Annotated in this window: 29 protein-coding genes; 15 read left to right on the top strand and 14 right to left on the bottom strand. The window is 58.5% G+C overall.

Annotation, left to right across the window (positions count from 1 at the left end; all coding sequences use genetic code 11):
* Positions 1 to 273: 273 nt before the first annotated feature.
* The 10 genes from GB927_RS33670 to GB927_RS33625 form a co-directional block, all read right to left on the bottom strand.
* Positions 274 to 591 carry a helix-turn-helix domain-containing protein gene (locus GB927_RS33670; protein WP_046802296.1) on the bottom strand — a complete coding sequence of 106 codons (318 nt, stop codon included), beginning with the start codon at positions 589 to 591 and terminating at the stop codon, positions 274 to 276.
* Positions 569 to 958: a type II toxin-antitoxin system RelE/ParE family toxin gene (locus GB927_RS33665; RefSeq protein ID WP_046802295.1), complete on the bottom strand. Its 390-nt coding sequence runs from the start codon at positions 956 to 958 to the stop codon at positions 569 to 571. The genes GB927_RS33670 and GB927_RS33665 overlap by 23 nt, the downstream gene beginning before the upstream one ends.
* A gap of 50 nt (positions 959 to 1008) precedes the next feature.
* Positions 1009 to 1335, bottom strand: a complete 327-nt coding sequence (locus GB927_RS33660; protein ID WP_256121499.1) for a stability/partitioning determinant — start codon at positions 1333 to 1335, stop codon at positions 1009 to 1011.
* On the bottom strand, positions 1332 to 2003 hold the full coding sequence (locus GB927_RS33655; protein ID WP_256121498.1) for an AAA family ATPase: 672 nt from the start codon (positions 2001 to 2003) through the stop codon (positions 1332 to 1334). Before GB927_RS33655 ends, GB927_RS33660 begins: the two co-directional genes overlap by 4 nt.
* A 281-nt stretch (positions 2004 to 2284) precedes the next feature.
* Positions 2285 to 2995, bottom strand: coding sequence for a helix-turn-helix domain-containing protein (locus GB927_RS33650; RefSeq protein ID WP_256121497.1), 711 nt, complete (start codon positions 2993 to 2995; stop codon positions 2285 to 2287).
* A 195-nt stretch (positions 2996 to 3190) separates the two neighbouring features.
* Positions 3191 to 3460, bottom strand: coding sequence for a hypothetical protein (locus GB927_RS33645; RefSeq protein ID WP_052760288.1), 270 nt, complete (start codon positions 3458 to 3460; stop codon positions 3191 to 3193).
* Positions 3461 to 3697: 237 nt separating this feature from the next.
* Positions 3698 to 5191, bottom strand: coding sequence for a hypothetical protein (locus tag GB927_RS33640; protein ID WP_256121496.1), 1494 nt, complete (start codon positions 5189 to 5191; stop codon positions 3698 to 3700).
* Positions 5097 to 5747 (bottom strand): ParB/RepB/Spo0J family partition protein, encoded by a 651-nt coding sequence (locus tag GB927_RS33635; protein WP_256121495.1) that lies wholly within the window; start codon positions 5745 to 5747, stop codon positions 5097 to 5099. Before GB927_RS33635 ends, GB927_RS33640 begins: the two co-directional genes overlap by 95 nt.
* 58 nt (positions 5748 to 5805) lie before the next feature.
* A complete protein-coding gene (locus GB927_RS33630; protein WP_046802284.1) occupies positions 5806 to 6381 on the bottom strand; it encodes a hypothetical protein in 576 nt (191 codons plus the stop codon).
* A complete protein-coding gene (locus GB927_RS33625; protein WP_046802283.1) occupies positions 6378 to 6584 on the bottom strand; it encodes a hypothetical protein in 207 nt (68 codons plus the stop codon). Before GB927_RS33625 ends, GB927_RS33630 begins: the two co-directional genes overlap by 4 nt.
* Positions 6585 to 7042: 458 nt before the next feature.
* On the opposite strand from GB927_RS33625, the gene GB927_RS33620 reads away from it, so the two are divergent.
* The 4 genes from GB927_RS33620 to GB927_RS33605 are packed head-to-tail and all read left to right on the top strand — an operon-like array spanning position 7043 to position 10556.
* Positions 7043 to 7759, top strand: a complete 717-nt coding sequence (locus GB927_RS33620; RefSeq protein ID WP_256121494.1) for a hypothetical protein — start codon at positions 7043 to 7045, stop codon at positions 7757 to 7759.
* Between the two features lie 31 nt (positions 7760 to 7790).
* Positions 7791 to 8987 carry an XRE family transcriptional regulator gene (locus GB927_RS33615; protein WP_256121493.1) on the top strand — a complete coding sequence of 399 codons (1197 nt, stop codon included), beginning with the start codon at positions 7791 to 7793 and terminating at the stop codon, positions 8985 to 8987.
* Positions 8988 to 9012: 25 nt separating this feature from the next.
* Positions 9013 to 9591, top strand: coding sequence for a hypothetical protein (locus GB927_RS33610; RefSeq protein WP_125335929.1), 579 nt, complete (start codon positions 9013 to 9015; stop codon positions 9589 to 9591).
* Positions 9591 to 10556, top strand: coding sequence for a hypothetical protein (locus GB927_RS33605; protein ID WP_256121492.1), 966 nt, complete (start codon positions 9591 to 9593; stop codon positions 10554 to 10556). The genes GB927_RS33610 and GB927_RS33605 overlap by 1 nt, the downstream gene beginning before the upstream one ends.
* A 65-nt stretch (positions 10557 to 10621) precedes the next feature.
* On the opposite strand, the gene GB927_RS33600 is transcribed toward GB927_RS33605, so the two are convergent.
* Entirely contained in the window at positions 10622 to 11035 is a 414-nt protein-coding gene (locus GB927_RS33600; protein WP_052642499.1) for a MerR family transcriptional regulator, read from the bottom strand.
* A gap of 76 nt (positions 11036 to 11111) precedes the next feature.
* Here GB927_RS33600 and GB927_RS33595 point away from each other — a divergent pair, with 76 nt between their 5' ends.
* The 7 genes from GB927_RS33595 to GB927_RS33565 all read left to right on the top strand — a co-directional run bounded on the left by GB927_RS33595 (position 11112) and on the right by GB927_RS33565 (position 16170).
* A complete protein-coding gene (locus tag GB927_RS33595) occupies positions 11112 to 11510 on the top strand; it encodes a mercuric transporter MerT family protein (RefSeq protein WP_052642501.1) in 399 nt (132 codons plus the stop codon).
* Between the two features lie 17 nt (positions 11511 to 11527).
* The gene (locus tag GB927_RS33590; RefSeq protein ID WP_225246255.1) at positions 11528 to 11866 is read left to right on the top strand and encodes a heavy-metal-associated domain-containing protein; all 339 of its coding nucleotides are present in this window, start codon (positions 11528 to 11530) and stop codon (positions 11864 to 11866) included.
* A gap of 4 nt (positions 11867 to 11870) precedes the next feature.
* Positions 11871 to 12089 carry a hypothetical protein gene (locus GB927_RS33585; RefSeq protein ID WP_125302879.1) on the top strand — a complete coding sequence of 73 codons (219 nt, stop codon included), beginning with the start codon at positions 11871 to 11873 and terminating at the stop codon, positions 12087 to 12089.
* 9 nt (positions 12090 to 12098) lie between these two features.
* On the top strand, positions 12099 to 13529 hold the full coding sequence (gene merA, locus GB927_RS33580) for a mercury(II) reductase (protein WP_052642505.1): 1431 nt from the start codon (positions 12099 to 12101) through the stop codon (positions 13527 to 13529).
* 9 nt (positions 13530 to 13538) lie between these two features.
* Positions 13539 to 13799 carry a hypothetical protein gene (locus GB927_RS33575; protein WP_052642507.1) on the top strand — a complete coding sequence of 87 codons (261 nt, stop codon included), beginning with the start codon at positions 13539 to 13541 and terminating at the stop codon, positions 13797 to 13799.
* 130 nt (positions 13800 to 13929) lie between these two features.
* A complete protein-coding gene (locus tag GB927_RS33570) occupies positions 13930 to 15285 on the top strand; it encodes a dihydrolipoyl dehydrogenase family protein (RefSeq protein ID WP_052642509.1) in 1356 nt (451 codons plus the stop codon).
* Between the two features lie 219 nt (positions 15286 to 15504).
* Positions 15505 to 16170: a hypothetical protein gene (locus GB927_RS33565; protein ID WP_052642511.1), complete on the top strand. Its 666-nt coding sequence runs from the start codon at positions 15505 to 15507 to the stop codon at positions 16168 to 16170.
* Here GB927_RS33565 and hisI read toward each other — a convergent pair.
* On the bottom strand, positions 16101 to 16517 hold the full coding sequence (gene hisI / locus GB927_RS33560) for a phosphoribosyl-AMP cyclohydrolase (protein ID WP_077472851.1): 417 nt from the start codon (positions 16515 to 16517) through the stop codon (positions 16101 to 16103). The genes GB927_RS33565 and hisI overlap by 70 nt on opposite strands.
* Positions 16518 to 16572: 55 nt before the next feature.
* Positions 16573 to 16866 carry a hypothetical protein gene (locus tag GB927_RS33555; protein WP_077472850.1) on the bottom strand — a complete coding sequence of 98 codons (294 nt, stop codon included), beginning with the start codon at positions 16864 to 16866 and terminating at the stop codon, positions 16573 to 16575.
* Positions 16867 to 17253: 387 nt separating this feature from the next.
* On the opposite strand from GB927_RS33555, the gene GB927_RS33550 reads away from it, so the two are divergent.
* The 3 genes from GB927_RS33550 to GB927_RS33540 all read left to right on the top strand — a co-directional run bounded on the left by GB927_RS33550 (position 17254) and on the right by GB927_RS33540 (position 18539).
* On the top strand, positions 17254 to 17676 hold the full coding sequence (locus GB927_RS33550; RefSeq protein ID WP_052642515.1) for a mercuric transporter MerT family protein: 423 nt from the start codon (positions 17254 to 17256) through the stop codon (positions 17674 to 17676).
* A gap of 19 nt (positions 17677 to 17695) precedes the next feature.
* Positions 17696 to 17989 (top strand): cation transporter, encoded by a 294-nt coding sequence (locus GB927_RS33545; RefSeq protein WP_052642517.1) that lies wholly within the window; start codon positions 17696 to 17698, stop codon positions 17987 to 17989.
* Between the two features lie 151 nt (positions 17990 to 18140).
* Positions 18141 to 18539, top strand: coding sequence for a MerC domain-containing protein (locus tag GB927_RS33540; RefSeq protein ID WP_052642519.1), 399 nt, complete (start codon positions 18141 to 18143; stop codon positions 18537 to 18539).
* A gap of 132 nt (positions 18540 to 18671) precedes the next feature.
* Here the strand turns inward: GB927_RS33540 and GB927_RS33535 are convergent, their stop codons facing one another.
* A complete protein-coding gene (locus tag GB927_RS33535) occupies positions 18672 to 19298 on the bottom strand; it encodes a recombinase family protein (protein ID WP_052642521.1) in 627 nt (208 codons plus the stop codon).
* A gap of 95 nt (positions 19299 to 19393) precedes the next feature.
* Between GB927_RS33535 and GB927_RS33530 the strand changes: the two genes are divergently transcribed.
* A complete protein-coding gene (locus tag GB927_RS33530; RefSeq protein ID WP_080843317.1) occupies positions 19394 to 22291 on the top strand; it encodes a Tn3 family transposase in 2898 nt (965 codons plus the stop codon).
* Positions 22292 to 22325: the final 34 nt, after the last annotated feature.

Raw genomic sequence — 22325 nt, 5'->3', positions numbered from 1 at the left:
TTCTATCCTAACCGATCTGATTCAGCTCAACGATAGAGGCCGTACAATCTGAAATGCAGTCCCGGCGCTTAAAGCGCCGGGACATTGTCTCTGATCGCTCCTCCGGCTCTCTACAGCCCAATTAAAAGAGCGTTCGCCTCCGGAACGGGCGGCTATCGCCGCTATCCCCTGCCCCAAGCTATCGTCATCCTGTGCCGGTGGCTCTTGATCAGCCCGCTCTATCGAAAAGGGCCGTAGGCCGGCCGGGAGCAGATCTGTATGCTTGGCAGTGCGTCAGGCGATTGCCTGGAGCCCCTTGTTGCGTACGACGGTCAACAAGCGCAGCGCCGGACCGCTGGGCCTTTTAACGCCGCGTTCCCAATCTGACACCAGCCCCTTGCTAACGTTGAGATATCGGGCAAACACCGGCTGAGAAATGCTCTCGCGCTCTCGGATAGTGCGAATTTCCTCCGGGGTCAGCGGCTCCACGGTTGTCAGGCACCCTTCATCAAATTCACGCATCGTCTGTTTATCGATCGCGCCGGAATCGTAGAATCCCTCCATCATTTCATGGACGGCTGCCAGTGCCTCACTCTTGTAAGTCTTTGTCATCGCATTTCACCTCTAGCATTCGGCCCGCATCGACTTCCGCTTTCATTTGCGCGTCTGTAAATCCCAAGACGAGTTTCGCGGCCTTTTTCATGTAAGCTTCATCCCCAGCATCGAGATTGGCCATATCACTCTTCGCAAACCCGAACGCAAAGACCGCTCTCGTTTGCGCTCGAAAGAAAACCAGTGTCCGGAACCCGCCAGACTTCCCAGCGCCGGGCCGAGCAACGCGCTGCTTAATAAGGCCAGCACCTAGATCGGCATCAATCTGACCGCGCTCGGCGCGCGCAACAGCCTCACAAAGCATCGCGTCAGAGATTTTCTCTTTCCGGGCAAACTTCTGAAACCAACCGTTTTTAAAAACTCTCACGAGATATCCTACACCTTAAATATAACACCAAGCGTTACACTTCAAGAGTGTCATTTCGCATCATTCCTAAGAGAAGCGACTGCGCGCTCGATGGTCTCAGCCAACGTGATCTCATGCTGATCCGCATAGTTGTAAATTGCCTCGATCGTCTCTGCCCGAAGGCGTGTAGCGAATTGTTCTGTACGTCCTGTTTTTCGACGAGTTCTACGGGGGGCTCGAATGGGGGCTGCTGTTTCGGAAGCGGCAGCCTTGGGCGTTTCTCGGAACCCTGCAGCTCTGGTGGCAGCCTTCACAGCATCATTGTCGACAGGCGGTGCTGGCGTATCGTTTAGATTTCCGAAATCGAGGGTTGCCCGCTTCTTGTCTTCGCTACTCATGCACCCTCTCCTTTCAAAACGTTGATAACTGCCTGAGCAAATTCGCGACCATTTTCCTTGGCGCTCTCCAATCCCGACACATCTGATCGCTCCAGATCGTGAAGTATTCCGCCAAGAGAAAACAACGCGCGATACGCGGCACGATCAATCAGAGTTGCAGGTAAAACTGGTATGGCGGCGTCGGAAAATTGCCGGTCGATATCTCGCGCGGTCCTCTCGCGAATAGCTGGCGGGACGCGCGTGAAGAAAACCCTGTAAGGAATCTCCCGATTGGCAACCTTCCGCATTTGGTGAACCAACTTCACGGACTTAGCCGCCTCTGACGCGTCAAGAACAGAGCTTTGGAGCGGAATTAAAACGAGATCCGAACGGGCAATCGCAAAACCAATTCGGTCAGTGGCGGTTCCTTCCAGGTCAACAATGACAAAGTCGGCCTTTGCCCGGGCTTCCTCGATCGTATCGATGATGGTTTCGGCGGAATCGTCAATCATAAGCTGCAGTTTTTCCGGCGTCCCCTTCAGGCGAGCCCAAGCTTCTAGCGGGCGGTTGGGGTCGGCGTCGATCAGAACCACCTTGCGACCAGCGGCAGCAAATTCGCCGGCAAGTACGACAGCAGATGTTGTTTTACCGACTCCGCCTTTGCTCGACACGAATGAAATGACTGGCATGAAGCATCTCCAAATCTGCTAACTTTCAGCTGATTAGCAGATTTGTGTTTATAAACAATTTACATGCAGATTGCTATCAGCAAATAAAAAGCTAGCAGCTTACAAGCTGCTAAATATATTCCACCCACATTTCCTTTCTGCCTTTTCTCAAAAGCCATGGGACATCAACCGCACATGCGATGGTGCGTTTCTAAAATGCCGTTGGTGCTGCTCCGACCCGCATTTCACGCGGGTCGGAACCGTCGCAGGGCCTCGTCAGAGGCCCGGACAGCGACGTCCGCTTATTCTTCTCTATTATTTATAAAACCAGATAGGGATTCAGTCTGTCTGACGGACTCACGTAGATTGATTGCCTTTCCAAGGCGAGCTAGCGCCTGCCCCAAGGGGTTGTCTCCAACATCGAATAATGTTCTCGACACAATGTCGAGTGAAGCCCGATGCGCCTCAATACCCGCGGCACGTTCCGCCTCGGCCTGAACATGATCGTCAGGAAGGGGAGGGGCCACGCCCCAACGTCCAAGGATCTGCCGCGCCCGATCGGGTAGTGACATTCGATAGGCGTTACTGGTTTGCTGGACCTGCGGGCCGCGTCCCTCGTTGCCTGTCGGCTGATAGCGCCGCAGCCAATCGAGGAAACCATGGGCGCGCAAGTTTTTCAGCGCCCGCACGATCGCGTCACGTGATCGCCTGAGCTTCAGCATGAGCGTGTCGATCGACGGTTCCAACCGGCCGGTGCGGAAATCAACGAGATTGCCAAATAGCTCCAGCAACTCGATCGCTACGCCCCCCAAGGGACCGTTGCGAGCACCAGGTTGCCGGCCTGCCAGTTCATAGCGCCGCGCCGCCAGCACGATAGTGCGCACGTCCTGCCGGTTTGTCCGCCGCCAGAATACGCCTTCGCATCGTCCGCGCGCACGACTCTGCCGCCGAACAGGTGTGCGTTCCCGTTCGGCCGGCGCTCCTGCGAGCACCGTCCCAATCTGTTCAAACATGGTCTTTTCCGCCTCCTTTTTCAGGCGGGCATGACTGTGGACAGCGGACAAAGATTCATCGTTCCTGCAAAGGGCACCCCTTGCAGGTTCGTGAACGCTCGACTATGTTGGGACTAGAAATTGGAAGGCCCCAAAAGCCGACGTCGTAACTGACCGAAAACCCCTAGCCGTTACCAGCGGCGAGGGGTTTTTTCGTTATGCCCTCATTTCATTTTCAACAAACGCCTTTAAAGCTAATTCAAACACCTGAGCCCGCGATGCCAGCCCGCGTTCCGTCTTGATTTTATCAAGACAGTCCACCAAATCCGCAGGGAGATCGGTGTTGACATAGATACGCCCCGCCTCACGCAAACGCTGACGATGGGCCGCCACTTTTTCTCTGACTGGTTTCGCTGTGCTCATCGTTACAAGAAACTGCGATTCGTACTGATTCTGCAAGGTGCAAATTTGCGGCTGCGGTTTCATATGCCTTTCGCGTCTAAAGCGAAGGGTGGGCGGAGAGCACGAGAGGCGGGGCCTGGGGCGCCTCTCGTCTGGTCTTGGGCGGGTCGATCCCGATCAAGTCCAGCCCACCGCCACAGCACCCTAGATATAAACAGATTGCAAGCTGCTATCTTTTAATCAGCAAAAACCCAGCACATTGTGGTGCTGGGTCAAGAACGAAAGACATTACGTTCAGATCAGCCTGACAACCTTACGCCTCTACGATGACGAATCTTCATTGATATGGTCGTTTTCGATGGGGAACCGAAGAGGATCGGGGAGCCATGTCTTTCCGACCAGCGCGCTTTCGGCCAACGTCACGGCTTCCGCTTTGGTGGCTTTAAGTGCCGCCTTGATGGCGGTTTTTGCGCAACCAGCATCCTCCATGACCTCGGCAATCTGCGCCTTGGACAAGCGGGAGAGGAAGGGTGCTCTAGCCTCCCAATGCTTGTTCATGTCGATTTTCAGGGCTGCGGCCAGCTGATCGGCATGGGCCAGCCGCTCGCGGTCATGATCGTGCTTGGCCTCGACTGCGTTGATATTGGCGGCGGTGACAACCGCCAGCAGTTCGAGAAGGTCGGGCAATTGCTGCTCCAGCAGCCATTGCCAAAGATCACCCGGATTGCCGGGGAGCTTGTAGCCCCATGTCTCGTGAATGCGGGTCCATTCGTTGAGGGCATCGCAAGCGTCCGCTTCCTTGATCGAAGGGGCGAGGTCTTTCAACTGCCCGCCGATCTCGATGGCGGAGCCGATCCGCCAATAGCCGTTCCCGGTCAGGAAGGTTTTCAGGACAAGCGGATAGAGCATGACGGCAAGCGCCAGTTCGGGCCGCTGCGTCAGTTCATTGCGCATGGCGGCGGTGCGGATCGCCGTCAGTTCCTCGATCAGCGCAGCAGAATAGGCCATGACAGGTTCTTGGGCCTCTTCGTCGGCCCCGTTGTCACCATGCTTTTCACCTGCAGGAAGGGCAGGGATGGTTCCGGTGCTGGCATCGTCCTGACCGGCATCACCGTTTGCGGTGTCCAGATTGCGCAAGGCGCGTAGCGCGGCCAGGTCGTCGGGCTGAACAAGCCCCTGCTCGATATGCATGGTGCCATCGTGCGCAATGGTGACGATGCAACCGGCCAGCGCCTTTTCCTCGGTATCGTAGACCTTTCCCGCGCTCTTGATATCCTCGATGCGCTGTTCGACCCGGGCAAGCTCGGCCTCGTCGGTATCAATAGCCGAATCGCCCTCGGCATAGTCCTCGATCCGGCCCGCGATCTCATCGAACTGTTCAGCAAGGCTGGCAAGCTCGGTCTGTTCGGCTTCGGTCGGGGCATGGCCGATAGGGAAGATACGGGCGAAACCACCATTATGGATGGCCGATGTTCCAAGGCTGGTATCCACCCATTTCCACCCCTTGATTTTTAGGGGTTTTGCCTTCTGTTCAAGCACCTCCGTCGCCAGCTTGGTCAGAAGCGCCCGATCCGTCAGGAATGTGCTATCGGCCTCGGCAAACAGGTCACGCGCGATCGTGCCACCCGCCGCTTCGTAAGCCTCGACCCCGACGAACAGGGCAATCTTGTCTGTGCTGCGGACGTGATCGCGGGTCAGGGCGGCGCGAAGCGAATGAGGATCACGGTTCCATGATTGTGTGTCGAACCATGCCCGGTCCTGTGCATCGTGATCGTCGCTGATCCAGCGCCTTGGCCTGATCAATGCGGATTGCATCCTCGCGCAAAACCCCTAGAATTTTAGGGGATAGATTGGCCAGCTTGAGCCTCTGGCGCACGGTGACAACCGACTGGCCGAAACGCGTCGAGATGGTCTCCGGGGTCATGCCTTCCTCGATCAGCTGACGATAGGCCATGATCTCATCGACGATATGCATGGCCTCACGCTGTGTGTTCTCGGCAAGGGAAACCTCAGTGTCGTTGGCCTCGCCGCTGCGTAGATTGCAAGGAATGACGGCGCTTTTGTCGATCTTACCCTGTGCCACGAGGTGCAACAGGGCAGCAAAGCGCCGCGATCCGGCAACCACTTCGTATTTGTTGCCCCTCGCGACTTTCCTGACGGTCAGATTTTGGATCAGACCATGCGCCTCGATACTAGCGGCAAGTTCAGGAATGGTCATGGCGGCATTGCGCTTACGCACGTTCTTAGAACTGGCCACCAGCTTGGAAAGCGGAATCTGCCGTGTGTCATGCATGAGGGAGGTAACCGGGGCCGCTGCGGCGACCTCGATGGCGATGGTTTCGGCAGTTTCGGGCATGGTGATAACGTTCATGGGATTTAGTCCTCATGTTGGTGTGATCGGAAAATGTCAGTGGGGGAGGGGGCGGCCGTCAGGCGTAGCCGGTCCAGTTGATCGGGCGACCGTCCCAAAGGAAGGCGGTTCGCACATTGTCGATGCGCACAGATTTGGAGCGCCCGTTAACGCGGCGGCGCAGGGGCTGGCCGGTGAAGGCGTCGAGATGGGGAACGACCTTGCCGGTCATCCACGGTTCATCGCCCTTGTCGGCGGAGATTTGTCCGACCTCGCGGACCTCGACCATGTGCGCGCCGATGATGGCGGTCACCTGATAGAAATTGATGTTGGTCTGGTCGTAGCCCCATGAGGCATAGAGGATGTGGCCGGTCTCGAAACCGTGGGGCTTCTTGCGCTCGTCGCGGCGTTCCCGCTTCCATTCCGACCAGCGCCGCCGCCCCTCGAAATGCTCGCGGATTTTGCGCTCTCGGGCGTCCGTGCTGGCAAAGCTATGATGCCAGTCTGGCTTTGCAGCCTTGCCGTGGAAGGCCATGGCGGCGGGTCGCCCCTTATGGCTGGTGAAGATGTAGACAATGCCGTCGCTGGCCTTGTCGGCGATCTTCACGGAACCGCTCGGGATGTAGAATTCGCGGGAGGGAGCGAAGCGCATCATTCGGCGTCCTCCCACTCGTCGGCATAGACGGCGGCCGAGCCGATCCCGGCTACATGACGGGCGCATGTACCGCCGCAAATACCGTCCTCGTAGGCCGGAAAATACCGGTCATAGGCGACATCGAAATCCGGTAGGTCGCCGTTGAGCCGCGCCAGCTCGCCCGCGAAGCTGAAAAACCATTCCTCGAAAGTAGGTTCGCACATTCCCTTGTCCTTTCCTTTTTGGACTGCGAAGCAGGACCTCGTCCTGCTTCCCGGAGCCGCGCGAGCGGTGGGTTGGAGGGGGAAAATAGCCTTCGCGGGGAACCAGCTGCACGGAACGCAGCGCAGCGCAGTGGAGGAAGCTGGGCGGAAGGCTATTTTGGGGGCGAGAAGGGCAACGCCCTCGGTTCCCCCATCAGGCAGACGAACTCGCGCAATCGCGCGTCATGTCCCGGCAGTCGCCGGAAGCACGAAGGATCGTCACCGCTCGTCGGCGGAAACCCGCCTGCGGGGTTCCGTGAAGGCGCGGCAAAGCCGCGGCGGAATAGAGCCTGGACCGGAACGGGCGTGCCGATAGATTTTCATGTGAAAACGAAAAGCATGTTGGGATACCCACTTGCACTTTACGCAATTTTTCAGTACATAAATCCTGTATTTTGCAATTTGACGCGGAGCGTACTGTGGAGCATTTTATCAAGAAACGGTTCCCGCCGGCCTTGTTCAAGAACCTCTTTCTGGATCTTGAAGACCGGCTGCGCGCTTCCGCCCTCAAAGCCTTTACGATGGTTCGCGATCACGCTGGACTTGATCCAAAGGCAAGCCGTGAGCTGGAAGGGCAGGCCCGCTTTCGCATGATGGAGAAAGCGTTTCGGGAAACCTGTGAGCTTAACGGCGGCAAGCTGCTCGAGAACGGCATCATTCCACTCACCGATCTAAAGATCTTCCAGCCCTTCATGCGGTTTGAAGTGAACGGGCAGGGCGTGATCTTCGGCCTTGCAGCTATGCCCGAGCCAAAAACGCTCCCCATCAAGAATATGTCGCGCAAGGCTGGCGTCACGCTCAACTACTACCTCTCGCCGCGTCTAGACCTCGACGGGACCGGCCCCAAGATCGGTGACATTTTTGTTCTGCTTCTTGTCGCTCGTGACCGGGAAATGGCCGGCAAGATCAACGAATTCGCGATCGGCGTTATCGATGCTGGCTACAAACAGTATCTTTTCTACGAGCCACTCGACAAATATCTTGAAGGTTATGCCGATGAGCCGGTAATTGCCCCCGCGCCTTCGTTTGGGACCGGCGCGAAGGCACCTGTCATCAGCCTGAAAAAGACTATCAAGCCGTTCGTGCCGCCAGAACAGCCTGACCACGGCGATGACAGCGAGAGAGATACAAAGTGACCCGTGCTGATATAGCCGGGGAAGGAAATGCATGCGTGTAGGAACTCCGGGGTTTGTCCCTGAAAGATTGATCGAGGCGAGAGCAGCACGAAGAATTCTAAGCAAGAAGGCATTGGCCACCCTGATCAGCGTCAACCCCAGCACCGTTACCCGCTGGGAGGACGGGACCAGCGCCCCTGATGCCGATGCCTTGGCCGAATTGGCGGCTCACCTTCACGTTCGCAGAGAGTTTTTTCTTAGACCGGTCGCCAACAGCGACCGGCCTCTGTTTTACCGCACCTTGGCATCGACTTTGGTGAAAGATCTGAACTACCAGGAATCCCAGATGCGCTGGCTGCAGGAAATCAGCAGCATCGTGGAGCATTATGTGGATTTCCCGGAGGTCGATATTCCGGACGTATTGCAGGGGGCATCTTATAAGCAGCTCCGCGACGAGGACATCGAGCAGATTGCCTCTGACCTGCGCACGCATTGGAGCGTCGGTGATGGCCCGTGCATTGATATGATGCCTCTGCTTGAGCGCGTCGGATGCATTGTCGGCTCCATTGAGATGGGGACTTCAAAGCTGGATGGACTGTGCAGCTGGGCTCAAGGGGGCAATCGGCCGCATATTTTGCTATCGACGGACAAGATGTCGTTCCCGCGCCGGCAGATGGATGCTGCACACGAACTCGGCCACGCGATCCTGCATCGCCACGTTACTGAGGAAGAGCTAAAAAAGGATCTCAAGGAGATCGAGCGCCAGGCGTTTCGGTTTGCGAGCGCATTCCTGATGCCCGCAACGACATATTCCTATGAGGTAAAGAGCGCGTCGCTTGCGTCTCTGCTGTCCCTGAAGGAGCGCTGGCGGGTCTCGGTAAAAGCGCAGATCCGGCGCCTTTCGGATCTGGATATCATCCCCGCAGACCATGCAACATCACTTTATAAGCTGTATTCGGCCAAGGGATGGAGCCGGGAAGAGCCTCTGGACAAGAACTGGCCGATCTCGGAGCCGACAGTTCTTGCCAACGCCCTGCAGTTGATCGTCGACTCTGCCGTGCGCAGCAAATCCGACCTCCTGAGCGTAGAATTCACCATGAAGGCCGGCGACATAGAAAACCTAACCGCCTTGCCGCCAGGATGGTTTTCCAAAAATGCGGAAGTCATAGGGCTGAAGCTGCGCGAAGCCGTGGCAGATCGCACCACCGGTGAAGCATCAACGATTTTGCCCTTCCCATCGCGGAAGTGATCACCTTGCAAGATAGGAAGAAATCATGTCGTCGATTGATCATAACAGGCCGATCCTGAAAATCATCGACAGTCTCAAGAAGGGTAAGGCGAGCCTCATACCCGAGGTTCCGAAAGCAGCTCCGAAAAAGGTGCTGGGGCAAAGCATCGTCGCATCTCGCACAACCTTCTCAAAAGAGCTGGTGCATGAATGCGCCGTGCGGGTCATTGAGCATTTCGGAAAACATAAAAATACGGCTTTGCCAAACCAGCTACTAGCGGCCGTTGATGACGAAAAAGCCAAGCTCGACCTGAAGACATGGCTGTGTGCCTACACACGCCTGAAACTGTCGGCCGATGGGAACACCGTTGTTTATGACAGGGAGAAAAGCCACCGGCTGCGGGAAGCGATGGATACTCCGTATTGGAAACTCGCCAAAGTTGGGCAGCCCCGAAAAACCAGTGATTACAATTTCATAGAAGAACTCGAGGCTTTTATAGAACGGTCTCGCAGGAAACTGATTTCAGGCACTCCAGAGAAATTTCTTCTGGAGCAGATCGCAAATGCGCGCGATGCCTATCGGGACAAGCGCTATGGCCATCCTTCATCGGAGAAAAAGACGTAATGAAATGGTTCACCAAAAAGACTGGCTCCGCTGCTGTTCCATCCTCCTCCACAGCGCTCGATAATGTCGAAGAATTCTTAGTAAAGTACGACAGGTCTGGGGCTAGCCGCACTAGTTATGCCATGGCATTGTGGGGCATTCATGCGGCATTTGTTCAGATTTTTGGTGGGCTGGACGAATATCACCTCGCTGAATCTACAAAGAAAGACCGATATGCCGCTATGATCGGTAATAACGCTCAAAAAGCTGCAGAGACAGGACAAACGGCTGTTGCGGACTGCAATCGAGCCTTCTTGGATTTCCTCGCAGCGACAAACGGTCTGCCGCGGCGCGATCTTAACGGATTGATAGAAAACGTCGCCGATCGCATCGATGGCATTGTCAATTTCGGGAAAAGCGAAATTGATCGCATAGGCGAAGTAGAAAAGGAGGCCAAAGAGTTCTTGGCTTCAGACGCTCAATTCGCCATCGGAACGGGAATCGTGAGGGGAATTGTAACTGAGAAGAATGTGCTCGTCGCCTCGCAGATCATCATCAATGACCTGCAGAAAATCCTAGTATCCCACCAAGACTACCACTTTTACATCATAGAGCACTACGCTCGTCTTCATCTCGAGCCAGGAATTCGGTCCCTGCTCAATGGTGTCCCCTTGTTTGATGTAGAGTTGGAAATATTGGGTCCCGGTTGGACGCCAGCCAGTGCGCGCGGACCTGGCGTTGCCTATATCGACACCATCCTTCCAGCCATTCGGGATTGGTGCAAGATAACTGTGCCGTCACTTGACGCGGCCGAGTTGTCCCTGCGGATTATCGGAGCGGCTTACGGTCACTTCCGCATTACCGGGAAACCGCATTTCGACCCCATCCGCCGTGGCTATGCACAGATGTTCCATCAGCAAGCCCTAGAACACGGACGATCTGGAGATGCGGCGCGTTGGTCTGAAGTAGTTGAGAAACTTAGCTAATATGACGGCTACAGCCTAAATGGGGTCGGTTCCGGTATGGGGCGAAATGACACCCTAAGCGCCCGTCAAGCGGCGAGCGCGTTAAGGATCGGGCATTCCGGCACGTCTTCGCCAGAGCATTGCGAGATCATTGTCACGAGCACCGCTTCAATGCGCTGGAGGTCGGCAATCTTGGCGCGAACCTCGGCTAGATGCGGTTCGGTCCGGCGCTGCACCTCCGCGCAGGTCTGGCTTCTGCAATCGACAAGATGAAGCAGGCCGCGGACCTCGTCGATGCCAAAGCCGAGTTCGCGCGCCCTGAGGATGAAGCGCAGGCGGCGGACGTCGGTTTCGTCATAGATGCGATAACCGCTGGCGCTGCGCGGCGGGTCGGGTAGCAGGCCGATCTTCTCGTAATAGCGGATGGTCTCCAGATGGCAGCCGGTCGCACGGGCCAATTGGTGGCGCTGCAGTCCCTTGGCGGAAAGAAGAGAATTCATGGTGAAAATACCTCTTGAGTCTGTACTGGCTACAGAGCCTATCCTGTTTTCAGTCAGAAATCGAGGATGGTTTGCGATGAACGAAATTGGTAGCAAGACATTGAATTCTTCGAAGGCGGCCGCCGAACCGGATCGGCGCGAGGGCGGGCTCGCGGCGATAAGCGTTATCGGCGCTTTTCTGGCATCGGCCTGTTGCATCGTCCCGCTGCTCCTGGTGACACTCGGTGTATCGGGCGCATGGATCGGCAACCTGACGATGCTCGAACCCTATAAGCCCTATATCGCGGCGGCGACACTCGTGCCGCTCGGGTTTGGCTTCTGGCAGGTCTATTTCAAGCCCAAAGCCGCGTGCGAGCCGGGTTCCTACTGCGCCCGTCCGCGCTCCGCCATCATCACCAAGACCGCGCTTTGGATCGCAACGATCCTCATCGTGCTCGCCAGCACCATCGGCTGGTGGGCGCCGCTGTTCTATTGAAACGAGGAGATAACCACGTGAAATACCTGTCGAAACATCTGGTCGCCGCGGCTGCGCTTGGCTTGAGCGGTACTATTATGCTGCCACTTGCCCTTCCCGCGTCCGCACAATCCGCGTCGGAAACGGTTACCGTCAAGGAGCTGACGCAGACCTTCGCAATCGAGAACATGTATTGTGCCCTTTGTCCGGTCACCGTGCGCAAGGCCATGGAAGGCGTTGCGGGCGTGAAGTCGGTCAAGGTGGATTTCGAGGCCAAGACGGCGACGGTTGCCTATGACCCGTCGACCGCGACGGTCGCGGCCATTGCCGCTGCTTCCACCAATGTTGGCTATCCTGCCAAGGCGATCGGGAGTTGAGTCCGTGCCTGACCGGTCCATGCTTGGCGTCGGAGTGGTTGGCGTCTTGATCGCGGCGCTGTGCTGTCTGGTGCCGATCCTGCTGGTGGCGGCAGGTTTGATCGGCGTGGGAGCGCTGACAACAGCGGTCTACGGTCTGGTGCCAATTCTCATCCTCATCATTGCCGCAGCCGGTTACCTGCTGTGGCGACATCGTTCACACATCGATACCAGGAAACATTAGGAGATTTTCATGTCTGACTGCTGTGCGCCCCAAAAAGGCAATGGCCGCTATGATCTTGCGGTGATCGGTGCCGGTTCGGCCGGGTTCTCGGCCGCAATCACGGCCTCTGAGCAGGGGGCGAATGTCGCCCTGATCGGCCACGGCACGATCGGCGGCACCTGTGTCAATGTCGGCTGCGTACCGTCGAAGACGATGATCCGCGCTGCCGAGGCGCTGCATGGTGCACGCGCCGCGCATCGCTTTCCCGGTCTTGCCGGGGAAGCCAACGTCGCTGACTGGGGCCGTTTGGTCGCCGCCAAGGACGACCTGGTGACCACGCTCAGGCAGAAGAAATATGTCGACCTTCTGCCACAATACAACGGCGTCGCCTATCTGGAAGGGAAAGCGCGCCTGAATGGTCAGGGCGCTCTGATTGTGAACGGCGATCCGATCATGGCTGGCAAAATCATCATTGCTACCGGATCAGCGCCGGCCCTGCCGGACATTCCCGGCATTGGGGATGTGCCTTACCTCACCAGCACGACCGCGCTCGAGCTTTCCGAGCTGCCGCGTTCGCTGCTGGTGATCGGCGGTGGCTATATCGGCTGTGAACTGGCGCAGATGTTCGCCCGTGCCGGGGCGGAAGTGACACTTGTAACCCGCCGCCGCCTGTTGCCGGAAGCCGAGCCGGAAATCTCCGCAGCATTGACCGGTTATCTTCGCGACGAGGGCATTACCGTCCTAACCGGCCTCTCCTATCGCCGGATCGCGCGCACGGACCGCGGTGTCGAACTGACGGTCGCCATCGACGGAGCGGACGAAGTGATCGCGGCCGAGCAGGTGCTTTTGACCACTGGGCGGTCCCCGAACACCGGCGGTCTTGGCCTTGCCGAGGCGGGAGTTAAGCTATGCGGTAATGGCGGCGTCTTGGTTGATGAGCGGATGCGCACCTCAAAGCCTGGCGTCTATGCGGCAGGTGATGTCACCGGTCGCGACCAGTTCGTCTATATGGCAGCCTATGGCGCCAAGCTCGCTGCCCAAAACGCACTGAACGGTGACAGCCTTGTCTATGACAATGCGGCCATGCCGTGGGTGACGTTCACCGATCCGCAGGTCGCGGGCGTCGGCCTGACCGAACAGGCGGCTCGCGACGCCGGCTTCGAGACCAAGACTTCGATCGTATCTCTTGACCAGGTGCCGAGGGCGCTGGCCGCGCGCGACACGCGCGGGCTCATCAAACTGGTTGCCGACGCCAAAAGCGACCGATTGCTTGGTGGACAGATCCTCGCGCCCGAGGGCGCCGACAGCATCCAGACGGTGGTGTTGGCCATCAAGCACGGCATGACGGCGAAGGCGCTCGGCGAGACAATCTTCCCTTATCTCACCACGGTCGAAGGGTTGAAACTGGCGGCGCAGGGCTTCGGCAAGGACGTGGCGAAGCTGTCATGCTGCGCCGGATAGGAGGCTTCGATGGAACCTTCGAACGGATACGGCCTTGCGGGATTGCTCGCGGCTAAGATCGTCTGCTGCGGCGCGATTGTACTGGCAGCAACAGGCGCGATCAGCTTTGCCGGCCTTGCCAGTTGGCTGGTCGGCGGCGGCTACTTCTGGCTGGCAGCGGCCGTCTTGGCCATTGTCGGAATCTACTTGTGGCGGCACCGCGCGCGGGCAAATGGCAAGACCGACGGCAAAGGCCCCGTCGGTCAACCGATATACGGTCGGCGCAAGTAGTTCTGCTCAAAAGCGTCGCCGGATGTCATGTTGAGAAGGGTATTATTGCAGGCAGGGCGTTGCAAACCTTGCTGTGGGGGTTAGGTTTTTTGTCAGGGGGAAAAGTAGTCTTTTAGGAGAGGAGAATTGCATGAGCGATAACAAAAGCTTCGATCTGATCGTGATCGGAGGTGGGACGGGTGGAAATGGTGTCGCCCGGATGGCCGCTGACGCTGGCTGGAAGGTCGCCAGCATCGACGCCCTTCCTTTCGGCGGCACCTGTGCATTGCGAGGCTGCGATCCCAAAAAGATGCTGATCGCCGTGACTGAGGGCATTGACTGGGCCCGCAACTTGAGCGGCAAGGGGCTGGAAGCACAGACATCCGTCGACTGGGCGGACATGATCGCCTTCAAGCGCACGTTCACCGACGCGATGCCTGGTCGCATCGAGGGCGGGCTGGAGAAAGCCGGTATCACCGTGTTGCATGGCGAGGCACGCTTCACCGGGCGAGACAAGATCGAGGTGAATGGCGAGATCTTGTCGTCCCGGAACTTTCATATCGCCACCGGCGCTCGGCCAATGACGCTGAATATCCCCGGCGAGGAGTTGCTGGCGACTAGCACCGACTTTCTCGAGCTGCCCGAACGGCCGGACCGGGTCGTGTTCGTCGGCGGCGGATTCATTGCGATGGAATTTGCCCATATCTCCAAACGCGCAGGGGCGCGGGAAGTCACGGTTCTGGAGATGATGGAGCGACCGCTGGGCAATTTCGACCCCGACCTGGTCGGTATCCTTTCCGAGGCGACCGCCGATCTGGGGATTGACCTGCGGACCGAGGCCAAGGTTCTGAAGATCGAGAAAGACGGGTCGGATTTCACCGTTACCTATAAGACGCCGGAAGGAAAGCAGACGATCAATTGTGATCTGGTGGTTCATGCCACCGGGCGCGTGCCCAACATCGAGCATCTCAACCTGGAGGCCGCGGGCGTGGAATACGGCCGCAAAGGCATCAAGGTCAGCCCCTACATGCGGACCACAAATTCCGCCATTTTTGCAGCCGGCGACTGTGCCGACAGTGGGCCTAATCTGACCCCGGTTTCGGCCAACGAAGGCCGGATTGCAGGCAAGAACCTGCTCGCAGGAAAGGATGAGCGCGCGGTCAGTTATCCGCCGATCCCAAGCGTTGTCTTCACGCTGCCGCAGCTTTCCTCGGTCGGCCTGTCCGAAGCCGCAGCACGCGACAAGGGGCTGGCCTTTGACACGCATTTCGAAAAGACCGCCGGCTGGTACTCGTCGCTGCGGGTCGGGGCGCGCTACAGTGCCTACAAGGTTCTGGTCGAGAACGGGACCGGCCATATTCTTGGTGCACATCTGATCGGCCCCGGAGCGGAGGAACAAATCAATCTCTTTGCCATGGCTATGGGCGCAGGGCTGACCGCGAACAGGATCAAGGGCATCATCTTCGCCTATCCCAGCTATGCGTCGGACATCAGTTCGATGGTGTAGCTGATGCGGCAAGGCTGGCATTTCGATTGCGGGCGTCTCTGAAAACGCTCGACGCGACGGGGAGCAGAGTTTGGGAGGCGCCCCACCGGCAGACACACGATCGTTTCGAACGGCCAACGGCCTTACCATCGAGGACAGCATGAGCAAAGGAATGTCCCCCAGTCAGCGATTCCCGACGGTCGAGCGTCTTAGTCCTGCCCGTTCAGCAGGATTACGCCCATGACCAAGCGCCGGGTCTGTGATTCCGAGGCACCCTACGGCGATCCGGGCATGCATCTCGGCCGCCTCGCACTCGGTCTCTCCGACAGCGCCGCTGCGTCGACCGACGCGCGTGCGGTGATCCGCGATATCGGACGGTTGCTGTCCGCGGCAACGCTTCGCGTCGATCGCATCTTTGTGAGCGCGCAGCCGCTGCATCCGGCCTTCCGTGCCCGGACCTATCTCTGGCTTGCCGACGACGACAGAGTTCGTGTCATCGATTGGCCGCATGGTCTGAAGAACCGACCGGGCTATCTCGCTTCCCCGGATCATCATGTGCACACGACGCGCACGGAGCTCCGCGTTCCTCGCCTGCAGGACGTCCGAGCGTTTCGGTGCGACCTCTACGGCGAACTTAGGGCTGACGGCTTTACCGACTATCTTATCGTTCCGCTGCGCTTCGGTGATGGCACGATCAATACTCTCTCCATCGCGACACGCCGGCGGAACGGCTTTCCGGAGGTGGCTTTGGAGGGTTTTCGGCGGCTGGTCGGTCTTCTGACCGTGATACTGGAGCGCCTGGTCGCGCTCGAAAACATCGATATTACCCTGAGGACCTATCTCGGCGGGGCATCCGGCACCCGGCGGAGCGTCGGGCGACCCGGCGCCGTAACGATCCGGCGATAGAAGCAACTCGCCCGGCCGGTATGGCAACATCCGCCGTCTCCGCCAGCGCGCACCTTGAGCCACACCGCGTCCTGATCACAATCGATGCGCAGTTCCTCGACCTGCTGGACTTGCCCACTCGTCGCGCCCTTATGCCAAAGACACTTGCGGGACCGGCTCCAGTACCAGGCCTGACCGGTCTCGATCGTCTTTTCCAGCGCCTCCGCATTCATCCACGCCAGCATTAGCACCACACCGTTCGCCGCATCCGTGGCGACTGCAGGAATGAGCCCATCCGCGTTGAATTGCGGCGTCAGAATGGAGTTTTCTTCGATCGTTTCCGCGAGGTCCGCGGCCGGCGTGGTCATGGGCAAGGGCGTATCTCCGAGTGTACGGGGTATTTCGCGATTGGAGTGTGCCGGCTCAAAGGATGGTTGGTGGTTGGCGGCTGCCGGGCCGTGCTTTGGGCTCGTCACATGTGCATGTCGGGGAGGCATCTTCCCGACGAGATGAAGCCCGGCGCCAGCGCATGAGGGCATAGCCGGCGGCTCCAGCCAGGAGTGTCAGCACACCCCCTATCACGAGACCTTGCCCGCTGAACCAGCCCAAAACGCCGCCCACCGCCGAGCCGATGACTACCGGTCCAAGGCAGCAAAGCGCGACTAAAGGCGCGATGATGATCGCGGTCACGATGCCGGCGGTCGGTTTGTCGTCCAAGGCGCTCTCCGTTCTGATCGCAGATCCATAGCATCGCTGCGGCGCGGTCCATTAATCACAAGCACGACCGCGTCGGGTATCCCGATGACGCGATCGCTGCCAAAGAGATTCGTTACACCCTGTACTCGGTACAGGGTCAAGACAAAATCTTGATCGCTTGGCCACGTAGGCACTGCGGAAACAGAGATTGGTAGCGCCACGGTTCATGATGCTTGAAAACCCCAGCTACGGTCTTCAGACGACAGCGACTGCTCAACGGGTTCCACTTTCCAACGCCCTCACAGAAGCGTGATCGCAAATCGTTGAAATCCCCCTTGAGTCTGTAGTGACTACAAGGCGTAGGCTACTTCGCAAATCGCTGTTCAACGATGCAGAAAGTGAGCAATTATGGAGGCATCATCAGGTCTCAAAGGATCCCGAACGTCGGCGACCGCCGCCATCCACGTGACATCGGAACACCAGCGGGGCGGACGCCAGCAACTGCTCGCCGCCGGCGGCATTCTCGGGGCGATCGCCGTCTCGAGTTGCTGCGTCATCCCGTTTGCCCTGTTCACCGTGGGCATCGGCGGAGCCTGGATCAGCAACCTCACCGCCCTCGAACCGTATCAACCGATTTTTGCCGCCATGACGTTCGGTATCCTCGGCTACGGGTTCTATCTCGTCTATCGCGAGCCAAAGGTCGCCTGCGCTGAGGGCTCCTATTGCGCCCAGCCCAAGTCGGGACGGATCGCCAAAGCCGGCCTCTGGGTTGCCACCGTCCTCGTCATCGTCGGACTAGGGTTCCCGAGACTTGCGCCCCTGTTCCTCTAAGCCAAAGGAGAATGATCCCATGATCCGCCCTGTCGCAGTTGCCGTTCTCCTCGCTCTGCTTTCCCCGCTCGCCGCCGTGGCCGGCGAGAAGACTGTTATACTGAACGTTGACAACGCCACCTGCGCGCTCTGCGCCCCCATCGTCAAAACGGCCCTCTCTCGTGTCTCGGGTGTCACAGCGGTCCAGGTAAAGGAAGCCGACGCAATGTCGGGTGCTGTCGCCACGGTCTCTTTCGATGACGCAGTCACCGGCGTACCGACCCTCATTGCTGCGACGACCAACGCCGGCTATCCGTCGCATGTGGCGCAATAGCCGCCGGCTGATTGGCGGCGGCGGGCGGAGAGCGGTATCACCTCTCTTCGCTGCTCCACATCGGCACGCTGCTGCCTCAAAGGGTGAACGGCGCCGTCGAAAATATCCACCCGGCGGGTGCGAAGTTGCAGGTGTGTAGGAGACTGCAGCTATGGCCGCGAACACCATCGAGCAAAGTACCTTTTGGAAACGGCACCTGGACAAATTCGGGGCCGCCGGATCGGTCTTCGCGGCGCTCTGCTGCCTCGGTTCCCCGGTACTCCTTTCGATTGTATCGGCCGTCGGGCTTGGCTTCATCAAAAGAGATGCGATCCTGTTCCCATTGTTAGCAGCGTTTCTGGCCGTCACCCTACTCGGGCTATATCTTGGAACACGCAGCCATCATCAACCGTGGGCTCTCATCATCGGGGGGCTCAGTACGCTGGCGATAGCGGTCGTGTTTCTCGGTCTCATGCCAAGCCTTGTCCTGGCCTACGTCGGCATCTCTGGTTTGATCGCCGCCAGTTTTCTCAATGTCTGGCTCAGAGTACGCCAGCTAAGGAGCCGGTAACACCGAAACAATCAGTTCGCTTTTGGCGAACGGGAGACGATGTAGGCGTATCTCTGGTCATGGAGCCGGCGTTGCCCGGCGATCAACCGGCGTTCCGGTTCTCGCTCGATGTCATCGGGACCTTTATCGGGCTCAACGATTTGGCTCGCGAGCGACGATAGCGTTGCGGTTACGTTGCACGATATCGGAGACGGTGTTCTTGCTGAGCCCAAGTTCGCGACCAATGAGCCGATAGCTGCGGCCTTCAGCAACGAGCGCCAGAACTCGCGGAGCCAGACGGTCCGACTTCGGGCGCTGCCCCCGCTGTCGACCGAGTTTCTTGCCGCGCGCTTTGGCAACGGCCAAGCCCGATTTGACCCGTTCGCTGATAAGATCGCGTTCGAATTCAGCGATACCGGAGAGGAAAGTCGCCAGCATACGGCCATGAGGAGATGACAGATCGAAGGTCATGCCGTTCATGGCGATGACTGAGACCTTCCAGCTTTCCAGCTCGCGCAACGTGTTGAGGAGATCGATCGTCGAGCGTCCCCAGCGGGAGAGTTCTGTGACCAGGATGGCGTCGATATGTCTGGCCTGAGCGAGCGCCATGATCTTCTTGCGCTCGGCCCGGTCCAGCTTCACGCCCGAGCCCGTCTCTTTATATATGCCGGCAATTTTATATCCGGCACGTCCGGCGAAGGCGGTCAGATCTCGCTCCTGTCGTTCGCAGGACTGATCAGCCGTCGAAACCCGGCAATAGATGGCCACGCGCTGTCCCAATTGAACCCTCGTGGTTTTGTGGCTCGCAAAGCCTTGATTTGCATGGGGCGATTGTTGTCCAAAACAGACTGTACTTCAACAGGGACAACGCGCGCATGCCAAGACGACATATTCTCGCCGAGCGACAGCGCTCGGCGTTGCTCGACCTGCCGACGGACGAGTTATCACTGCTGAAGCATTACACATTGGGCGACGACGATCTGGCAAACATTCAGGAACGCCGCAGACCAGAAAACAGGCTGGGTTTCGCCCTGCAGCTTTGTGCACTACGCTATCCAGGGCGCGCGCTGGCTCCGGGCGAAATGATTCCGCATGAAGTCCTTTCCTTCATCGGAGCTCAGCTCGGCGTTCCGGCCGATGCGCTTCTCACCTATGCCGCCCGGCGTCAGACCCGCCAGCAACATATGGAGGCGTTGCGCGAGATCTACGGCTACAAGACATTCACGGGGCGCGGGGCCCGTGATCTGCGGGATTGGCTTTTCGATCAGGCTGAAGATGCCAGGTCGAACGAAGATCTGGCGCGGCGCTTCGTCGCGCAATGCAGGAAAATGGTGACCATCCTGCCGGCGGCGTCAACGATCGAGCGTCTGTGCGCCGATGCCCTTGTTGCCGCCGAGCGATGCATTGAGACACGGATAGCGGAAAGGCTCGACTTTAGTGTGCGCGAGCAACTGGACGGGCTTCTGACCGAAATGGTTGACGGAAACATCAGCCGTTTCATCTGGCTTCGCCAGTTCGAAGTCGGCAGCAATTCCGCATCAGCGAACCGCTTGCTTGATCGGCTGGAGTTCCTGCGCGGTCTGGAAGTCGATCCCCAGATCCTCCTAGGCGTACCGCCACACCGCATCGCGCGCCTGCGTCGGCAGGGCGAGCGTTACTTCACGGATGGCCTGCGCGACATCAGTTCGGATCGGCGGTGGGCGATCCTCGCCGTTTGCGTCGTCGAATGGGAAGCCGCGATCGCCGATGCCATCATCGAAACCCACGACCGCATCGTTGGGAAAACTTGGCGAGAGGCGAAACGGCTACATGACGAGCGGATTGCCGGTTCCAAGGCCGCAGTCACCGATACGCTTCGCGCTTTCACGGCATTGGGAGCCTCTTTGCTGGAAGCTCGCGACGATGGTGTTCCGTTGGACAATGTGTTGGCACGGTCGGCCGAATGGCATCAGCTTGAACAGCTGGTTGCCGTAGGGACGCAACTCACCAGTACATTGGCAGACGAGCCGTTGGCTCACGTCGGACAAGGGTATCATCGTTTTCGCCGATATGCGCCGCGGATGTTGCGATGCCTGAAGCTCAAGGCTGCGTCGGTGGCGGAGCCATTGATTGCAGCCGCGAAAGCCATCGGCGAAACACGTGCGCCGACATCAACAGGTATATCATTCCTGCGGCCGAATTCGAAATGGCATCGCCATCTCCGAGCGCAAGACCGAGGCGATGGTCGTTTATGGGAGGTCGCGGTGCTGTTTCATCTTCGCGATGCTTTCCGGTCTGGAGACATATGGCTGGATCATTCCCGCCGCTACGGCGATCTCAAGCAGGTGCTTGTTCCGATGACCTCGGCGCAGGCGAATGCCAGGATGGCTGTTCCTCTCGATCCTCAAGCTTGGCTGGCTGACCGCAAGGGTCGCCTTGCGGATGGTCTGAAGCGGCTGGCACGTGCCGCTCGCGACGGGACCATCCCCCATGGTAGCATTGAAGATGGAACGTTGCGGATCGACCGGTTGACCGCAGACGTTCCCGAAAGCGCAGAGGAACTGGTCCTCGATCTTTATCGTCGAATGCCGCCTGTGCGGATCACTGACATCTTGCTGGAAGTTGACGCGGCGGTCGGATTCTCGGACGCCTTTTCCCATCTCAGAACCGGAGCGCCATGCAGCGATCGGGTCGGCTTGCTGAACGTTCTGCTCGCCGAAGGGCTGAACCTAGGCCTTCGAAAAATGGCGGAAGCCTCGAACACGCATGATTACTGGCAGCTCTCGCGCCTTGCCCGCTGGCATGTCGAAAGCGAGGGCATGAACCAGGCGCTGGCGATGGTCGTGGCCGCGCAGGGCAAGCTGCCGATGTCCCGGTTCTGGGGCATGGGAAAAACCGCATCAAGCGATGGTCAGTTTTTCCCTTCGGCACGACAGGGCGAGGCCATGAACATGATCAACGCCAAGTACGGCAGTGAGCCTGGGCTCAAGGCTTATACCCACGTCAATGACCAGTTCGCGCCGTTCGCCTCACAGACTATTCCCGCAACCGTCAGTGAAGCTACGTACATCCTCGATGGCCTGCTGATGAATGAAGTCGGCCGGCAGGTCGGCGAGCAATACGCCGATACGGCGGGGTTTACCGATCATTTGTTCGGGACCAGTGCCATGCTCGGCTACCGGCTCGTCTTGCGCATCCGCGACTTACCGTCGAAACGGCTTTATGTCTTCGATCCCGCGGGGACACCCAAAGATTTACGCAAGCTGGTGGGCGGCAAAATCCGCGAAGAACTGATTGTGTCAAACTGGCCTGATCTCTTCCGCTGTGCTGCCACGATGGCCGCCGGAAAGATCAGACCGAGCCAGTTGCTCCGGAAACTCGCATCCTATCCCCGACAGAACGATCTTGCGGCCGCGCTTCGGGAAGTCGGCCGCGTCGAGCGCACTCTCTTTATCATCGAGTGGATCCTCGATACCGATATGCAGCGCCGCGCCCAGATTGGCCTCAACAAGGGCGAAGCCCACCATGCCCTCAAGAGTGCCCTGCGCATCGGCCGTCAAGGTGAAATCCGTGATCGAACCACTGAGGGGCAGCATTACCGGATCGCCGGGCTGAATCTGCTGACGGCGATCATCATCTACTGGAATACCGTCCACCTTGGCCACGCCGTCGCCGAACGGCGAAACGAAGGCCTCGATGTGCCACCCGAACTTTTAGCCCACATCTCTCCTCTGGGCTGGGCGCATATCCTGCTGACCGGCGAATATCTTTGGCCCACGGAGGCAAACGCTTAGGGTGTCATTCCGCCCCCAGCCGGAACCGACCCCT

The organism is Shinella lacus (assembly GCF_010994755.1).
GTDB classification, from domain to species: Bacteria; Pseudomonadota; Alphaproteobacteria; order Rhizobiales; family Rhizobiaceae; genus Shinella; species Shinella lacus.
The sequence above is the reverse complement of the archived record's forward strand: the minus strand, read 5'-3'. Positions and strand labels throughout refer to the sequence as shown.

Excerpts from the sequence above, each read along its gene's own strand:
- GB927_RS33640 (WP_256121496.1), bottom strand. The coding sequence starts at position 5,191 with ATGCAATCCGCATTGATCAGGCCAAGGCGCTGGATCAGCGACGATCAC.
- GB927_RS33575 (WP_052642507.1), top strand. The coding sequence starts at position 13,539 with ATGGAACCTTCGAACGGATACGGCCTTGCGGGATTGCTCGCGGCTAAG.
- GB927_RS33595 (WP_052642501.1), top strand. The coding sequence starts at position 11,112 with ATGAACGAAATTGGTAGCAAGACATTGAATTCTTCGAAGGCGGCCGCC.
- GB927_RS33530 (WP_080843317.1), top strand. The coding sequence starts at position 19,394 with ATGCCAAGACGACATATTCTCGCCGAGCGACAGCGCTCGGCGTTGCTC.
- GB927_RS33615 (WP_256121493.1), top strand. The coding sequence starts at position 7,791 with ATGCGTGTAGGAACTCCGGGGTTTGTCCCTGAAAGATTGATCGAGGCG.
- GB927_RS33655 (WP_256121498.1), bottom strand. The coding sequence starts at position 2,003 with ATGCCAGTCATTTCATTCGTGTCGAGCAAAGGCGGAGTCGGTAAAACA.
- GB927_RS33545 (WP_052642517.1), top strand. The coding sequence starts at position 17,696 with ATGATCCGCCCTGTCGCAGTTGCCGTTCTCCTCGCTCTGCTTTCCCCG.
- GB927_RS33635 (WP_256121495.1), bottom strand. The coding sequence starts at position 5,747 with ATGAACGTTATCACCATGCCCGAAACTGCCGAAACCATCGCCATCGAG.
- GB927_RS33540 (WP_052642519.1), top strand. The coding sequence starts at position 18,141 with ATGGCCGCGAACACCATCGAGCAAAGTACCTTTTGGAAACGGCACCTG.
- GB927_RS33645 (WP_052760288.1), bottom strand. The coding sequence starts at position 3,460 with ATGAAACCGCAGCCGCAAATTTGCACCTTGCAGAATCAGTACGAATCG.
- GB927_RS33550 (WP_052642515.1), top strand. The coding sequence starts at position 17,254 with ATGGAGGCATCATCAGGTCTCAAAGGATCCCGAACGTCGGCGACCGCC.
- GB927_RS33630 (WP_046802284.1), bottom strand. The coding sequence starts at position 6,381 with ATGATGCGCTTCGCTCCCTCCCGCGAATTCTACATCCCGAGCGGTTCC.
- hisI (WP_077472851.1), bottom strand. The coding sequence starts at position 16,517 with ATGACCACGCCGGCCGCGGACCTCGCGGAAACGATCGAAGAAAACTCC.
- merA (WP_052642505.1), top strand. The coding sequence starts at position 12,099 with ATGTCTGACTGCTGTGCGCCCCAAAAAGGCAATGGCCGCTATGATCTT.
- GB927_RS33650 (WP_256121497.1), bottom strand. The coding sequence starts at position 2,995 with ATGTTTGAACAGATTGGGACGGTGCTCGCAGGAGCGCCGGCCGAACGG.
- GB927_RS33600 (WP_052642499.1), bottom strand. The coding sequence starts at position 11,035 with ATGAATTCTCTTCTTTCCGCCAAGGGACTGCAGCGCCACCAATTGGCC.
- GB927_RS33625 (WP_046802283.1), bottom strand. The coding sequence starts at position 6,584 with ATGTGCGAACCTACTTTCGAGGAATGGTTTTTCAGCTTCGCGGGCGAG.
- GB927_RS33610 (WP_125335929.1), top strand. The coding sequence starts at position 9,013 with ATGTCGTCGATTGATCATAACAGGCCGATCCTGAAAATCATCGACAGT.
- GB927_RS33670 (WP_046802296.1), bottom strand. The coding sequence starts at position 591 with ATGACAAAGACTTACAAGAGTGAGGCACTGGCAGCCGTCCATGAAATG.
- GB927_RS33570 (WP_052642509.1), top strand. The coding sequence starts at position 13,930 with ATGAGCGATAACAAAAGCTTCGATCTGATCGTGATCGGAGGTGGGACG.
- GB927_RS33660 (WP_256121499.1), bottom strand. The coding sequence starts at position 1,335 with ATGAGTAGCGAAGACAAGAAGCGGGCAACCCTCGATTTCGGAAATCTA.
- GB927_RS33565 (WP_052642511.1), top strand. The coding sequence starts at position 15,505 with ATGACCAAGCGCCGGGTCTGTGATTCCGAGGCACCCTACGGCGATCCG.
- GB927_RS33605 (WP_256121492.1), top strand. The coding sequence starts at position 9,591 with ATGAAATGGTTCACCAAAAAGACTGGCTCCGCTGCTGTTCCATCCTCC.